Source organism: Streptomyces sp. NPDC127084, assembly GCF_042724175.1.
Taxonomy (GTDB): Bacteria; Actinomycetota; Actinomycetes; order Streptomycetales; family Streptomycetaceae; genus Streptomyces.
In genome coordinates, this window is record NZ_JBHXFA010000161.1 from 1 (window position 1) to 15164 (window position 15164).

12 protein-coding genes are annotated in these 15164 nt (G+C 71.4%); 3 read left to right on the top strand and 9 right to left on the bottom strand.

What is annotated here, in order from left to right; genetic code table 11:
• Positions 1 to 102 precede the first annotated feature (102 nt).
• The 6 genes from ACFWI9_RS28190 to leuA form a co-directional block, all read right to left on the bottom strand.
• Positions 103 to 1584, bottom strand: a complete 1482-nt coding sequence (locus tag ACFWI9_RS28190) for a hypothetical protein (RefSeq protein WP_387166235.1) — start codon at positions 1582 to 1584, stop codon at positions 103 to 105.
• Between the two features lie 206 nt (positions 1585 to 1790).
• Entirely contained in the window at positions 1791 to 2462 is a 672-nt protein-coding gene (locus ACFWI9_RS28195) for a response regulator (protein ID WP_387166237.1), read from the bottom strand.
• Positions 2459 to 3733 carry a sensor histidine kinase gene (locus ACFWI9_RS28200; protein WP_387166239.1) on the bottom strand — a complete coding sequence of 425 codons (1275 nt, stop codon included), beginning with the start codon at positions 3731 to 3733 and terminating at the stop codon, positions 2459 to 2461. The genes ACFWI9_RS28195 and ACFWI9_RS28200 overlap by 4 nt, the downstream gene beginning before the upstream one ends.
• 45 nt (positions 3734 to 3778) lie before the next feature.
• Positions 3779 to 5788 (bottom strand): MMPL family transporter, encoded by a 2010-nt coding sequence (locus ACFWI9_RS28205; RefSeq protein WP_387166241.1) that lies wholly within the window; start codon positions 5786 to 5788, stop codon positions 3779 to 3781.
• A 654-nt stretch (positions 5789 to 6442) separates the two neighbouring features.
• Positions 6443 to 7126, bottom strand: coding sequence for a TerB family tellurite resistance protein (locus ACFWI9_RS28210; protein WP_387166256.1), 684 nt, complete (start codon positions 7124 to 7126; stop codon positions 6443 to 6445).
• A gap of 216 nt (positions 7127 to 7342) precedes the next feature.
• A complete protein-coding gene (gene leuA, locus ACFWI9_RS28215; RefSeq protein ID WP_387166242.1) occupies positions 7343 to 9121 on the bottom strand; it encodes a 2-isopropylmalate synthase in 1779 nt (592 codons plus the stop codon).
• 326 nt (positions 9122 to 9447) lie between these two features.
• On the opposite strand from leuA, the gene ACFWI9_RS28220 reads away from it, so the two are divergent.
• Together ACFWI9_RS28220 and ACFWI9_RS28225 are read left to right on the top strand one after the other, a co-directional pair.
• Entirely contained in the window at positions 9448 to 10530 is a 1083-nt protein-coding gene (locus ACFWI9_RS28220; protein ID WP_387166244.1) for a M4 family metallopeptidase, read from the top strand.
• Positions 10531 to 10535: 5 nt separating this feature from the next.
• Positions 10536 to 10817: a protealysin inhibitor emfourin gene (locus ACFWI9_RS28225; protein ID WP_387166246.1), complete on the top strand. Its 282-nt coding sequence runs from the start codon at positions 10536 to 10538 to the stop codon at positions 10815 to 10817.
• A 15-nt stretch (positions 10818 to 10832) separates the two neighbouring features.
• On the opposite strand, the gene era is transcribed toward ACFWI9_RS28225, so the two are convergent.
• From era to ACFWI9_RS28240, 3 genes are all read right to left on the bottom strand, one after another.
• Positions 10833 to 11813 carry a GTPase Era gene (era, locus tag ACFWI9_RS28230; RefSeq protein ID WP_387166248.1) on the bottom strand — a complete coding sequence of 327 codons (981 nt, stop codon included), beginning with the start codon at positions 11811 to 11813 and terminating at the stop codon, positions 10833 to 10835.
• A gap of 57 nt (positions 11814 to 11870) precedes the next feature.
• Complete coding sequence (locus ACFWI9_RS28235) at positions 11871 to 12842, bottom strand: WxL protein peptidoglycan domain-containing protein (protein ID WP_387166250.1); 972 nt, start codon at positions 12840 to 12842, stop codon at positions 11871 to 11873.
• 61 nt (positions 12843 to 12903) lie between these two features.
• Positions 12904 to 14244, bottom strand: a complete 1341-nt coding sequence (locus ACFWI9_RS28240; RefSeq protein ID WP_387166252.1) for a beta-xylosidase — start codon at positions 14242 to 14244, stop codon at positions 12904 to 12906.
• Positions 14245 to 14444: 200 nt separating this feature from the next.
• Here ACFWI9_RS28240 and ACFWI9_RS28245 point away from each other — a divergent pair, with 200 nt between their 5' ends.
• Positions 14445 to 14795 carry a cytidine deaminase gene (locus ACFWI9_RS28245; RefSeq protein WP_387166254.1) on the top strand — a complete coding sequence of 117 codons (351 nt, stop codon included), beginning with the start codon at positions 14445 to 14447 and terminating at the stop codon, positions 14793 to 14795.
• Positions 14796 to 15164 lie beyond the last annotated feature (369 nt).

A 15164-nucleotide genomic window follows, 5' to 3' on the forward strand; every position in this document is an offset into this window, starting at 1 on the left:
GTGGGGGCGGCGGCCGCCGCTTTCGGCCGCCCAGCCCCCCCTCTCCGCGCGGGGGGGCGGGGGCGCCGCCGTCTGTTCAGGACTGGTCGGAACTGGCCGGGACTAGCCGGATGTGGAGGCGCTTCCCTTGCCGCTCACCAGGGTCCATTCACGGTGCAGGCTGCCCAGCGGGATGCGCTTGGTGAAGATCGGCGTACCGAAGATGGAGAGCTGGAGCTGGAGGTTGCCGTTCAGGTCGAAGCCCCCGTAGAGGGCCCAGCTGCCGACGATCGACGCCTTGCCGTTAGATGAGGCGGTGGCGGTCGCGGCTGCCTCGCCGCGCAGGTAGGGCGCGAACTCGGCGCTGACGCCGACCAATCCGTAGAGGCCGACGGACGCCTCCGCACCGAGCACGGCCTTCGCCTGGCCGCCGGCGGTGACGGTGGCGGTGACGGGGGTGCCCTTCACCTCGGAGGTGCTGACCGGCTTCCAGCCGTCAGCGCGGCTGTAGCTGCCGCCGACGCGGAAGTCGCCGTTCACCTTCTGCTCGACGTCCAGGGTGATACGGCCGTCCGCCTCCACCTGGATGTAGCAGGTGAGGTCGAGGTTGACGACGACCGGCACCGGGCCGACCTGGATCACCGGGTCGGCATGCAGCTTGGCGAACGGGATGCGCTGCTTGACCTCACCCGACGCACGGCCCTTGAGCTGCCACTGGGCGTCCCAGTCACCGGTCAGCCCGAGGAAAGCGCCACGCGGGGTGGACTTGCCGACCTTGCCGTTGCCGCTGCCGTCGTACGAGAACTCCACCTGCGGGGAGAGCTGGACGAAGCCGGACACGGACGCGGCGGCGGACGCGGGCGCGTCCTTCGCGGTGGCGATGGAGGTGCCGACATCGAGGCGCAGGCTGCCGAGCGGCAACTTGGCGCCGTTGGGACCGAAGGTGATACCGCCGGGCTTGGCCCAGGAGAACTTGACGCCCTTGACGAGGGGTTCGACGTCCATCGTGGACGGGTCGACGGGGACCTCGCCATCGGCCTTGTCGTCGTCCAGGACCGCGTTGAGGGTGGTCGGCTTGGTGCGGACCTCGGTGCCCTGCTCGGTCTCGTTGACGACCTCGGTGACCTCGGCGAGCAGCCCGTCGGGGGCGCCGGGGGCGGGGGCGCTGGCGATGATGTCGCCGGTCCGGACGGGGGCTTCAGGGCCCCCGGAGGGGCTCCCGGAAGGACTGGCGGAGGGACTATCCGTGGAGCCCGTGGTGGGCTCGGCGGAGAGGTCGGAAGGATCGGAGCCGGGAGAGCGCTTCGGCAGCCTGGATATGACGGCGCGTCCGGTGCTCTTGTCGTACGCGGCGACCTTCAGCGCGGTCTTCTTGGCGCCGCTCCCCCTGCTGCCCGCCGCGGCGACGGCCGTCGGCGTGGCGGTGCCGGTGGGCGCGGCGGTGACATCGAGCTGCTGGGAGTCGCCGGCCGCCGCTGCTTCGGCGACAGGGGTGGGACCGGCGCCGGAGCCGGTCGCGTTGGATGGTGCGGAGCATGCGCTCGCGGTGAGGGCGAATGTCGTCAGGGCGACAGGGACCAGGAATCTCCTGGTGAGGGCACGCACGGGTGGCCTCCGGCGAGATGTGATGGGGGGTGGCTTCATTACTCGGGAGTAATGAACTCGGCCGAAGCATGGCATGCTCACACCGCTCCGTCACAGTCCGATGCCTTCAATGCGCTGATATTCACAAAGAGTTGACATCATCGCGCCCGAGTCAGTGGCACTTGGGGTGCATTGTCCCGCTATGGTCGCAGGGGCGGTCGGCGCGCTCAGCAGCCGGCGACCACCAGCCCCGACTCGTACGCGATGACGACGAGTTGGGTACGGTCCCGGGCCCCGAGCTTGCCCATGATCCGGCTGACATGGGTCTTCGCGGTCAGCGGACTGAGGCCGAGGCCCTCGGCGATCTCGGTGTTGTTCAGGCCACGGGCGACCAGGGTGAGGACCTGGCGTTCCCGCTCGGAGAGGCCGTCGGGGCCGGCCGCCGCCCTCGGGGTGTCCGGGGTGGCGAGGACCCGGGCGATAAGACGGGCCGTGGGCCCGGGGGACAGCAGGGCTTCGCCGGACGCGACGGTCCGGATCGCGGCGAGCAGGTCAGCCGGCCTGATGTCCTTGACGAGGAAGCCGGACGCACCCGCGCGCAGGGCGTCGATGATGTGCTCGTCGGTGTCGTACGTCGTCAGGACCAGCACCTTGACACCCGCGAGGTCGTCATCCGCGGCGATCCGCCGGGTGGCCTCGATACCGTCGAGTTCGGGCATCCGGATGTCCATGATGACCACGTCGGCGCGCTCGGAGCGGGCCAGGGCGACGGCTTCGCGACCGGTGCCCGCCTGGGCCACGACCTCCATGCCCGGTGCCGACTCGATCAGCATCGCGAACGAGGCGCGTACGAGGGTCTGGTCGTCGGCGAGCAGTACACGGATCACCGGCTCGGTCATGCTGTGGGCTCCCCCGCCTTGAGCGGCAGCACCGCCGCGACCTCGAACCCGCCGCACTCGCGCGGTCCCGCCGACAACGTACCGCCGGCACTGCGCGCCCGTTCGCGCATACCCGCGATACCGAAGCCGGCGCCCGGCGCGCCCCCGGCCGCCGGCTGCGGTACGCCGTCGTCGGTCACGGTGAGCCGCACCGGACCGGCCGGGTCATCGGCGGCGACGGTGACCCGTACCGGTGCGTCAGGGCCCGCGTGGCGGACGGCGTTGGTCAGGGACTCCTGGACGATGCGGTAGACAGCGGCGCCGGTGGCCGCGGCGACGCTCAGCGTCGGCGGGCGTATCTCCAGTTCAGCACCCGCGGCACGGACCAGCGCCGGCAGCGCCTCCAGCCCCGGCAGCGGGCCGTCGCCCTGCCCCTCCTCGTCCCGCAGCACCTGAAGCGTGGTGCGCAGCTCCTGGCGGGCGGTACGGCAGGTCTCCGCTATCTCGTCCAGCGCGGTGGCGACGGCGGCACGGTCCAGCCGGTCCGGGTCGGCGGTCAGTACGTGCGAGGCGACCGCCGTCCGTACACCGATGAGCGTGATGCTGTGTGCGAGGAGGTCATGCAGATCGCGGGCGATCCGCAGCCGCTCCTGCGCGACGCGCCGCGCGGCCTCCTCCTCCCGGGTCCGTTCCGCGCGTTCGGCGCGGGCCACCACGGAGGCGATATAGCGGCGGTAGGTGCGTACGTCCACGCCGAAGATCAGCACCGCGAGGATCCATCCGGACGCCCACAGGGCCCCCGCGCCCTCCACGGTGCCGACCCGGAACATCACCGCGAGGGTGGCGCCGATGACTCCGGCGCCGATGACGAAGGTGAGCAGCGGACGTGCCGTGGCGGCCACGGTGTAGAGAGCGAGCACCGTGGCCGGATGCGGCGCGGCATGGGTGTAGTCGGCCGCGTGGTAGGCCACCGCACAGGCCAGCACCGCCGCGAGGACGAGGACGGGGCGCCTGCGGCGCCAGGCAAGCGGTGCGGTCCCGGCGCCGAGCAGCAGCCAGCCGAGCAGGTCGGGGGTCCGTCCGCTGCCGACGGTGAGGGCGAGCGCGACGGTGACGGCGCCCGCGCCGAGGGCGATCAGCGCGTCATGGCGCAGGCGGCGCGGCGCGGTCAGCGGATCGCGGCTGACGGCGGTGAGCACACGCTCACCCAGTCGGGGACGGGGTGCCTCCGCGTCATCGTCGGCGTATGCGGCCAATGCCCGCGCGACGGCCACGGTCAGGCGTCCCGCCATTCCCCGCTCCCCTCCTGCTTTCCCACTCCCTGCCCTGAACGGCCTCTATTCTCGCGGTGTGCCGCCGCCTCGACTGAGCGGGCCGGGCCACCAGACCCGGCGTCCGAGCAGCAGACTCGCACTGGTCACCAGATAGGTGCGGACGAGGAACGTGTCCAGCAGCACGCCCGCCGCCACGACAACGCCCATGCCCACCAGTGCGACCAGCGGAAGGGTCGCCAGCACCGCGAAGGTGGCCGCCAGCACGATGCCCGCCGACGCGATGACGCCTCCCGTGGTGCGCAGCGCGGTGAGCGCCGCGTCCCGGGGCGGAGCCCCGGCGAGGGCCTCCTCCCGCATCCGGTGCATCAGGAAGATGCCGTAGTCGACGCCCAGCGCGACAAGGAACACGAAGGACAGCAACGGCAGTCCGGGGTCCATCCCGGCGAAGCCGAGGACAGGTCCGAAGAGCAGCCCGCCGATGCCGAGGGCCGCACCCCAGACCGCGACGACCGCGACGATGAGGATCAGCGGCGCGACCAGGCTGCGCAGCAGCGCGATGAGGACCAGTAGCACGGCGGCGAGCACCAGCGGGACGATGACCGCCGTGTCGCGGGCGTTGGTGTCCTCCAGGTCCATCTGCTGGGCGCTCGGCCCGCCGACGTACGCCCCGTCCGGGTCCAGGTTCGCGCGCAGGGCCTCGATGGTGGCGCGCTCGCCCGCCGACTCGGGAGCGTCCTTCGCGTACACGCTGAACTCAGTCCAGCCGTCCGCCGTACGGCCCGGCTCGACGGCGGCCACCCCGCTGGTCGCGCGGGCCTCGGCGGACGTCCGGTCCGCGGCGCTCGCGGGTGCCATCACCAGGATCGGCTGGCTGGCGCGGTCGGGGTAGGCGTCGGCGAGCGTACGCATCGCCGATACGGACTCGGGCCGCTCGGTGAACCCGTCCTCCTGCTTGAGGCTGCCGGGCAGGTTGAACATGCCGAGCGCCAGGGCCCCGAGCAGCACCGCACCGCCGGCGAGCACGGCGACCGGGCGGCGGGCCGCGACACCGCCCATCGCGGCGAACACACCACTGCGCCCGGCGCCGGCCTCCTCCTCACTGCCGTAGCGGGGGACGAGCGGCCAGAAGACCCGGCGGCCGAGCAGCACGAGCAGCGCGGGCAGCAGCGTCATCATGGCAGCCAGCGCACACACCACGCCGATCGCACCGACCGGTCCGAGGCCACGAGCGCTGTTGAGATCGGCGGCCAGCAGACACAGCAGCCCGGCCGCGACCGTGCCCGACGAGGCCAGCACCGCGGGGCCGCAGCCGCGCAACGCGGCCCACATCGCCTCGTGCGGGCTTTCGATACGCCGGAGTTCGTCGCGGTAGCGGGCCACGAGCAGCAGCGCGTAGTCAGTGCCCGCGCCGAAGACGAGCACGGTCATGATGCCCGAGCTCTGACTGCTCACGGTGAGTCCGAAGCCCTGGACCAGCCCGTAGATCAGCGCCTGGCTGGCGACGGCGGCCACGCCGACGACGGCGAGCGGCAGCAGCCACAGGAAGGGGCTGCGGTAGGTGAGGATCAGCAGGACGGCGACGACCAGCGCGGTGACCATCATCAGGGTGCCGTCGACGGACTCGAAGACCTCCTCCATATCGCGTTGCAGCGCGCTGGGCCCGCCGACCTGGACGTCGAGCCCGTCGCCCCCGCTGACCTTCTCGCGCACGGCGTCGACGAAGGCGTTCCGCGCGAGGTTGACGTTTCCGGGCACGGTGGTCGCGACCGGGTACATAAGCGTGGTGCCGTCCTCGGACGGGATACCGCGCGGCGGGGCGGTGAGCTTGTGCGCCGCGGCGATCCCGGCGGTCTGGGCGGTCGCCGCGGCCCGGTCCTCGACGGTCAGCCCACCGTCGCGCCGGTACACGACCACGACCTCCGCGCCTTCGCCGCCCGGTAGTTGCTGCTCGATCCGGGCGGCGTGGGTGGAGTCGGCACTGTCCGGGAGGTAGTCCACGATGCCGTCGCGCTTGACGTCGGTGAGCTTCTGCCCGAACGGCGTGGCGAGCGCGGTGAGGGCGATCCAGAGCACGAGGATCGCCCAGGGCAGTGCGCGTTGCCCGCGGGACGCGCGAGGCGCGCGGGGGCGGCGCGGTGGGGGCTGCGGAGGCTGCTGCCTCCGCGCACTTCGCGCACTTCGCGCCTCCGGCGGGATGGCGGGTGGTGTCACGGACCCCATGGGGTCTTCCCCTCTCGACGGGCTGTCGGTGTGCGACCAGCGTCTCGCTGGGAGGGGGTGCGAATCGTCGGACTCAGGGGCGAGCCGGGGATACTGCCAGGGGTGTCGCGGGTACGCGGGGTTACTCCCCGGGGAGTACCGGGCCCCCGCGTCCCCGCACCCGTGGTGCCCCGTCGCACGGGGCACGGGGTTTCGCGGTGCACCCCACCCCGCACGGGTGGACCGGAGTATCCGGCTCAAACGCCGGCCAGGCTGGGTAGTCGGGGTCGCCTCGTCGCACGGAGCGGCCGGAGTGCCGCGGTGCACCCCACCCCGCACGGGTGGACCGGAGTGTCCGGCCTCAAACGCCGGCCAGGCTGGAAGGTCGGGGCCACCCGTACCCGAGACGCCGGGTGTCACGGCGCACCCCACCCCGCACGGTAGACCGGAGTATCCGGCCTCAAACGCCAGCCAGGCTGAGTGGTCGGGGCCACCCGTACCCGGGGCACCACGGGGTGCGGGGCGCCGTCAGGGGGATGGTGTCCTCGCGGCGGCGAGGAGGCGCTCCGTGTCGTCCGCGTCGAGCGCAAGCGCGTTGCCCGCGGTCGCCAGGACCTCCCGTTCCGCTGGGGTGTACGGGCCGTCGGCCAGGGCGATCCGTGCGCCCTGGAGGAGGATCGACTCGCGGCCCGCAGCCGCCAGGTGCGGAGCGAGCGGCTCCAGCGCCTCGTGGAGCTCGATCGCGAGCGCCGCACCGCACGGCTCCGTGTCCGTGACGAAACGGCCGGTGTCGGCCGCCAGCGCCTCGATCATCGCGGTGAGCTGCTCCTCCGTGCAGTCGGGGATGCCCGCCGCCCGCACCGCGGCCACCGCGGTCTCCGTGACCGTGCGGGACCCGGTGCCGCCGGCGGCCAGGACGGCGAGGGCGACCGTGTGGACGGCGTCGCGCAGCATCGCGGAGAAGCGGGCGGTGGTGGGGTGGTCGAGTACCTCCGTGCCGAAGTGCGTCTGGCAGTCGGTGCACTCGGCGACGGGGCCCGCCGCACCGCGCGGGAGCAGGGGGACGCCGAGAACCGTGAAACGGCGGCGCCCCGTACGGCGCCGGAAGTTGCGGTCACCACCGCAGTCGGGGCAGAAGAACTCGCCGTCGCCGACCGTGGTCCACGAGACGTGCACACCGAAGAGCCGCGGGAAGGCATACAGAAGAACCATGCCGTTGATGCCCGGTTTGAATCGCGGCACGTCGCACCTCCGTCACGTCCCCCGGGCGGAGCCAGGGGCCGCCCCCACGGCAACAGCCGCCGCGTGGACGTGATGTTAGCCACATCGGTGAGGCGGCGTCAGCACCCTGGCGACAGTTCGCCAGACATGGCCGAACCCCGCCCACGGAACGTGGACGGGGTTCGGGGGCAGCGGGGACCGCGGACGTCAGCGGGCCGCGCGGTTCACCGCGGAGATGACCGCCTTCAGCGAGGCACGCGTGGTGTTGGCGTCGATGCCGATACCCCACAGGACCTTGCCGTCGATCGCGCACTCGATGTACGACGCGGCCTGCGCGGACGCGCCCTCGCTCATCGTGTGCTCCTGGTAGTCCAGGACGCGGGCGTCGACTCCGATGGTGTTCAGCGCGTCGATGAACGCGGAGATCGGGCCGTTTCCGGTGCCGGACAGCACGGTGTCGGCGCCGTCCACGACCGCCTCGACGGTCAGCGTGTCGGTGCCGTCCGTGTCGGACGTGGTCTGGCCGCTGCGCAGTTGGATACGGCCCCAGCGGGCGCCGTCGTCGTCCGGGTGCGGCAGGTACTCGTCCTGGAACACCGACCAGATGTCGCCGGGCGTGACCTCGCCGCCCTCCGCGTCGGTCTTGGCCTGAATGGTGCGGGAGAACTCGATCTGCATCCGGCGCGGCAGGTCCAGCTTGTGGTCGTTCTTCAGGACATAGGCGATACCGCCCTTGCCGGACTGCGAGTTGACGCGGATGACGGCCTCGTAGGAGCGGCCCACGTCCTTCGGGTCGATCGGCAGGTACGGCACTGCCCACTCGATGTCGTCGACGGTGACGCCGGGGCCCTTGGCCGCCGCGTCCGCCTCCATCGCGTCGAAGCCCTTCTTGATGGCGTCCTGGTGGGAGCCGGAGAAGGCGGTGTAGACCAGATCGCCCGCGTAGGGGTGGCGCGGGTGGATCTCCATCTGGTTGCAGTACTCGCTGGTGCGGCGGATCTCGTCGATCTGCGAGAAGTCGATCTGCGGGTCGACACCCTGCGAGAACAGGTTCATACCCAGGGTGACCAGGTCCACGTTCCCGGTCCGCTCGCCCTGCCCGAACAGGCAGCCCTCGATACGGTCCGCGCCCGCCATGATCGCCAGCTCGGCGGCGGCCACCGCCGTACCGCGGTCGTTGTGCGGGTGCACGGACAGGCAGACGTACTCGCGGCGGGTCAGCCGGCGCGACATCCACTCGAAGCGGTCGGCGTGCGTGGACGGGGTGGAACGCTCCACGGTGGCCGGCAGGTTCAGGATGATCTCGCGGCCGGGGCCGGGCTGCCAGACGTCGCAGACGGCCTCGCAGACCTCCAGGGCGAAGTCCAGCTCGGTGTCGGTGAAGATCTCGGGGCTGTACTGGTAGCCGAAGACGGTCTCGTCGCCCAGCAGCTTCTCGGCGTACTCCGTCACCAGGCGGGTGCCGTCCACCGCGATCTGCTTGATGTCGTCCTTGGAGCCGCGGAAGACGACACGGCGGAAGGTCGGCGCGGTCGCGTTGTACAGGTGCACGGTGGCGCGCTTGGCACCGACGATCGACTCGACGGTGCGCTCGATCAGGTCCTCGCGGGCCTGGGTCAGTACGGAGATCGTCACGTCGTCCGGGATGGCGCCCTCTTCGATGATCGAGCGGACGAACGCGAAGTCGGTCTCACCGGACGACGGGAAGCCGACCTCGATCTCCTTGTAGCCCATGCGTACCAGCAGGTCGAACATCTCGCGCTTGCGCGAGGGCGACATGGGGTCGATCAGCGCCTGGTTGCCGTCGCGCAGGTCCGTGGAGAGCCAGCGCGGGGCCTTGGTGATCCGCTGCTCGGGCCAGGTGCGGTCCGGGATGTCCACGGCGTCGTACGGGCGGTACTTGTGGATCGGCATACCGGACGGCTGCTGCGTGTGCGTCGTGTTGGTGATCGGGGTGGGCTTGCCGATCCACTGCGACTGGGACATTGCGTGGGGCTCCTCGGGTCCTGGAGGGCTTGGTGGGTCCCTGTGAGGGGGACGGCCGACTGTCGAAACGCAGCACCAGACTCCGCGGGGAGGGGGTCGGCCTACGACTACAGGCCCTCGCCGCGGCAGCTAAGGAGAAGCAGCCCGAAACGCATGATGCGATCGAGAGTAGCGGAGCTTCCGCGGGAGCGGCGGTCCCGTTTCAGTATGCGGGACGACTGATCAGCTAACCGATCGGTAACGGGAAATTGTGACAGACCACTCTATTTTGCTAATCGTCGTCGCAACTCGTGACAGTTCCATGACCCAGTGCCACATTGCCAGACATGGACAACTACTCCTCCACCCGCGCCGGAATGTCCCGGTCGCCGGTCTTCTGCGGCATCGTGCCGCCGCACATGCTCGACAAGCTGGCCCGCAGCGGGGACGCGACCATCTCCGCCGCGGCCCGCCGCACCCTGGTCTCCGACGCCGCCCAGCGCACCGGCCGCCGTCTGACGACGGTCATCGGCGCCGCCGCCTGCCCGGCCGAAGAGCCGGCCGGCAGACCGCGCCGCACCATCCACGACGCGGAGCACGGCACCGCACTGCCCGGCACCCGGGTGCGCGGTGAGGGCGAGGACCCGGGGCAGGACGCCACGGTGAACCGCGCGTACGCGGGCCTCGGCGCGACCTTCGAGCTGCTGATGTCCGCCTACGGGCGCGACTCGATCGACGGCGCGGGCCTGCCGCTGATCGCCACCGTCCACTACGGCGAGGACTACGGGAACGCCTTCTGGAACGGCGAGCAGATGGTGTTCGGCGACGGGGACGGGGAGATCTTCCTCGACTTCACCGTGCCGATCGACGTCATCGGCCACGAACTCGCCCACGGCCTCACCCAGTACACGGCGAACCTCACGTACTTCGGGCAGCCCGGCGCGCTCAACGAGTCGGTGTCCGACGTCTTCGGGTCGCTCGTGAAGCAGTACGTGCTCGACCAGACCGCGGACCAGGCCGACTGGCTGATCGGCGCCGGACTGCTGGCACCCCGTGTGACGGGGGTGGCGCTGCGCTCGATGAAGGAGCCCGGGTCGGCGTACGACGACGACGTACTCGGCAAGGACCCGCAGCCCGGGACGATGGAGGACTACGTCCGCACCGGCCGGGACAACGGCGGGGTGCACATCAACTCCGGTATCCCCAACCACGCCTTCTACCTGCTGGCCACCCAGCTCGGCGGCAAGGCCTGGGAGCGGGCCGGGCAGATCTGGTATGACGTGCTGACCGGCGGGACCCTGGAGGTCGACGCGTCGTTCACCGACTTCGCGCGGGCGACGGTAGCCGCCGCTGCCGCGCGCTACGGCGAGGGCACGGAGCACGAAGCGGTGTTGAAGTCCTGGCAGCAGGTCGGAGTGACCGCACACTGATACCCATGCGTATCCGCGTACGACGCACAGGTGGTTTCGCCGGGATCGAACGGGTCGCCGAGGTGGACACCGGCGGCCGGCCCGACGCCCGGGAGTGGCACGCCCTGGCCGCGCAGGCGATGCGCGACGGCCGGGGCATGCCGGCGGCGGGGGTGCCGGACGGGTTCCGGTACGAGCTGACCGTGGAAGACGGGGAGTCGGAGCCGGAGACGGTCCAGTGCGCCGATCCACGGCTCAGCGACGCTCAACGCAAGCTGATCACACGGGTGCTGAAGGAGGGCGCGTAGAACAGCGGCGCGGGCTCAGAATCCGAGCCTGCGCAGCTGCTTCGGGTCGCGCTGCCAGTCCTTGGCGACCTTCACATGCAGGTCCAGGAACACCGGGGTGCCGAGCAGGGCCTCGATGTGCTTGCGGGACTTGATGCCGACCTCCTTGAGGCGGCTGCCCTTCGGGCCGATGATGATGCCCTTCTGGCTGGAGCGCTCGATGTAGACGTTGGCGTGGATGTCCAGCAGCGGCTTGTCCGCCGGGCGCCCCTCGCGCGGCAGCATCTCCTCGACCACCACCGCGATCGAGTGCGGCAGCTCGTCCCGTACGCCCTCAAGCGCCGCCTCGCGGATCAGCTCGGCGACCATGACCTGCTCCGGCTCGTCCGTGAGATCGCCCTCCGGGTAGAGCGGCGGGCTCTCGGGCATCAGCGGCACCAGCAGATCGCCGAGCAGCTTCACCTGCTTGTCGCCGATGGCGGACACCGGGACGATCTCGGCCCACTCGATGCCGAGCTCCTGGCCGAGCCGGTCGATGGCGATCAACTGCTCGGCGAGGGTCTTGGAATCGACCAGATCGATCTTGGTGACGATGGCGACCTTGGGGGTCTTCCTGACCTCGGCCAGTTCCTTGGCGATGAAGCGGTCACCCGGGCCGATCTTCTGGTCGGCGGGCAGGCAGAAGCCGATCACGTCGACCTCGGCCCAGGTGGTGCGCACCACGTCGTTCAGCCGCTCACCGAGCAGGGTGCGGGGCTTGTGCAGTCCGGGGGTGTCGACCAGCACGAGCTGGGCGTTGAGATCGGGGCGGTGGACGATACCGCGGACGGTGTGCCGGGTGGTCTGCGGCCGGTTGGAGGTGATGGCCACCTTCTGGCCGACCAGAGCGTTCGTGAGGGTGGACTTGCCCGCGTTGGGGCGGCCGACGAAACAGGCGAAGCCCGCGCGGTGCGGGGCTCCGGATCCGGAAACGTCGGGTCCATCGGTTCCAGGGGTGTGAACGCTCATGCGGGCCATTCTCCCTGATCCCGGCAGCCCTCATGTACCGCGTGCCATCCGGTGGCCGCGCACACCTCACGTACCGGGCGCCATCCGGCGGCGGCGGACCCGCCGTACCCGCAGCCACACCACCGCTCCGGCGCCCGCTGCCGTCAGCACACCCGCGACCAGCCAGGGCAGGGCGAGGAACGACACCGATGCCGACTCGCGCACGTCCCGGGCGGTGGCGGTGAGCTCGATCTCGCCCCAGTCGAGCTGGGGGGCGCCCGACCAGCGTTCGGTGAGCCGGATCCGCTGGCGGGGCAGCAGCTCGCTGGGGATCTTCGTGAGATCGCGGGCCAGCAGCGCACGCCCGAAGAGTCCCTCGGCGCGCAGGGCGACCTTGGGGTTGAGGGTGACGTTCCCCCGGTTGTGCAGCGTGTACGAGATGAGGGCGCTGCTCTCGCCGGTGCCGGGCACCAGCGGCCGGTCCGGCTCGTACGTGACGTCCTCGACGGTCAGCGCGGGCATCGTCGGACCGTTGACCCGCAGATAGATCCGGGCGCCCACGGCCCGCTGGATACCGAGGTCGACCGAGCCACCGGCCCCCCTGGTGATCCGCTCGTCCAGGGCCACGAGGGCGCCGGGGTGGTCGCCGGGCTCGGCGTTCTCGGGGATGGTGAGGGTGTAGGGGACGGCGACCGAGCCGTGCGCGGGGACGGTCACCCTCTCGCGTTCGGGCTTGGCCCAGGCGCCTACGCCGCGCTGCGGTTCCTTGCGGGTGCGCACCGCGAAGCCCCCGTCCCGTTCCGTGTTGTACGCGTCGGCGGCGTACAGCAGGAAGTTCAGGGGGCCGGAGGTCTTGTTGCTGACGGTGACCGTGTCGGTGACGGTCGCCCCCGGCTCGGCGGTGAGATAGAAGTACGGGCGTTTGCCGAGTCCGGACGCGGCGGGCTCGACCGACCACTCGCCGTTGTCGGCGGCGTGGGCGGCCGGAGCTCCGCCGTACATCAGCAGTGTCACGAGAACGAGGAGGAGTGCGGGCAGTGCTGCTGGCAGTCGTCGCACGGTGCGGATTCCCCGGGGTTCGGGGCGGGCCGACCGGGTGCGCGCCCGGCCCGCCTGGTGATCAGGAGAGGGTGAGCGTGAGCACTCCGGAGTAGTCGCCCGGTGCCGTGAACGCCGGGACGTTCAGCGACAGCTTCGCGCCCGCGGTGAACTCACCGCCGGTGGCGGTGCCGTTGGGCGTGGATGCCAGGGTCGCGCCGGCCAGGCCGACGGTGCCGCCGGAACCGGGGACGCAGGTGCTCGGGCTGCCGGCCTTGGTGGTGCAGGACGGCGTCCAGGAGAGCTGGCCCGCGCCGATGGTGCCGGCCGGACCGGTGAAGTCGGTGATCTTGCCGGTCAGGGACCAGCCCGCGGGGCCGCCGCGGAAGTCCTTGACCGTCACCGCGTTCAGGTCACCGGTGGCGTTGCCGCCCTGGCCGTAGTCGACCGAGGTGAGCTGGACACTGTCACCGGCCTGGGTCATCGAGAGGGTGCCGGCCGCCACCGAGGCGTTGACCTTCTGCGCGTTCGGCGGGATCGGGGTGTTGTCGATGACGGTGTACGCGGCCGGGCCCGCGCCCTTGCTGGAGTCCCAGGCGTCGCCCTCGTACGCGACGATGCCGGTGGTGCCCAGCGTGTTCACCGTGAGCTGTCCGGAGAACGAGCCGTTGGAGTCGGCGGTGACCGTCGTCTTGTCTGCGGTCTCGGTCGCTCCGGAACGTCCCGCCAGGGTCACGGTGGCGCCCGGCGTGAACTTGCTGCCGGAGACGGTGACCGCGTCGCCCGGGTTACCGGACGCGGTGCCGAGCTGGATGGCGCGGTCGTTGGGGACGGTCTGCGGACTGGCGACGATCGTCAGCGACACGGGCGCGGGCGCGTTCGTCACCGTGCAGGGTGTGTCCAGTTCCATGATGTAGCTGGTGTGGATGTTGTAGTCACCGGGCGAGAGCGTGATCGACCCCGCCGCGGTGACCGTGAACGTACCGGTCATCGAGAACGGCGGGAACGGCGCCTTGCCGGCGACCGGCGGGTTCGACTTGGGACCGGTGACGTTGATGCTGCCGGTCTGGGCACCACCGAGGGTGGCCTTGCCGGTCGGCGTCATGATGTCGGCCGGTAGGGCGATGTCGACCGGGTTGCCCGCGGCCGGGCTGGTCACCTTGTACGTGACGGTGACCGTGTCGCCGACCGTGGGCGTGGCGTCGTCGACGGTGATCTCGGCGGTCGTGGTGCCGTCGATCGGCGGGATGCCCGCGATCGGCGGCGGTACGCAGTGGGTCGGGAAGGAGACCGCCGCCATCGCGGCCTGGGCCTGCGCCTGCGCGCCGGGCGCGAGCACGGTGGCCCCGGACACGGCGAGGGCGGTCACTCCGAGAGTGGCGGCCCAGCGGCGTCTTCGGGTGGAGGAGCGAAGGGATGCCATGGGCTTCCCCCTTTCACTTCAACGCACTTCAATCGGTGGCCGCCATTGACCGGTTGCGGCGAAAAGAAGTCAATGGAAGCGAAATGCAACGTCTGATGACCCATCAGATACTGTCAAGATCCCCGTTTTCGCAGCTCAGAGCGGAGGCGGAGGCTCCGCGGACCCAGCGGATGTGCGGCAGCAGCGCATATGCTCGGCGCATGACTGAGAGCACCGCACTCGACCCCGAGGACCGCAAGATCGTCACGCTGGCGCGCAGCGCCCGCGCCCGCAACGGCGTCCCGGAGGGCGCGGCGGTCCGCGACGAGACCGGTCGTACGTATGTCGCGGGCACCGTGGCCCTGGAGTCCCTGCGGCTCAGCGCCCTGCAGACCGCGGTGGCGATGGCGGTGGCAAGCGGCGCGAAGTCCCTGGAGGCGGCGGCGGTGGTCGCTGACGCGACCGAGTTCCGGGACGCCGACCTGGCCGCCGTCCGCGACCTGGGGGGCCCCGGCACCCCCGTGCACCTGGCGGCGCCTGACGGCGAGGTCCGCGCGACGCGCCTGGCGTAGCCGCGGTACTCCGCGCCCGGAGCAGCCCGCTCCGTTCCGCTGCACGGTGCACCGGGGTGCCACGGTGTTCCGCACCCCGCACGGTGGACCGGAGTGTCCGGCCTCAAACGCCGGCCAGGCTGGGTAGTCGGGGGCGCCCGTCGCACGGAGCGGGCCGGAGTGCCACGGTGTACCCCACCCCGCACGGTGGACCGGAGTGTCCGGCCTCAAACGCCGGCCAGGCTGGGTAGTCGGGGGCGCCCGTCGCACGGAGCGGCCGGAGTGCCACGGTGTACCGCACCCCGGGCGGTGGGCCGGAGTGTCCGGCCTCAAACGCCGGCCGGGCTGCGTGGTCGGGCTTGCCCGTCGCCGGGAGCGTGCCGTTGGGGC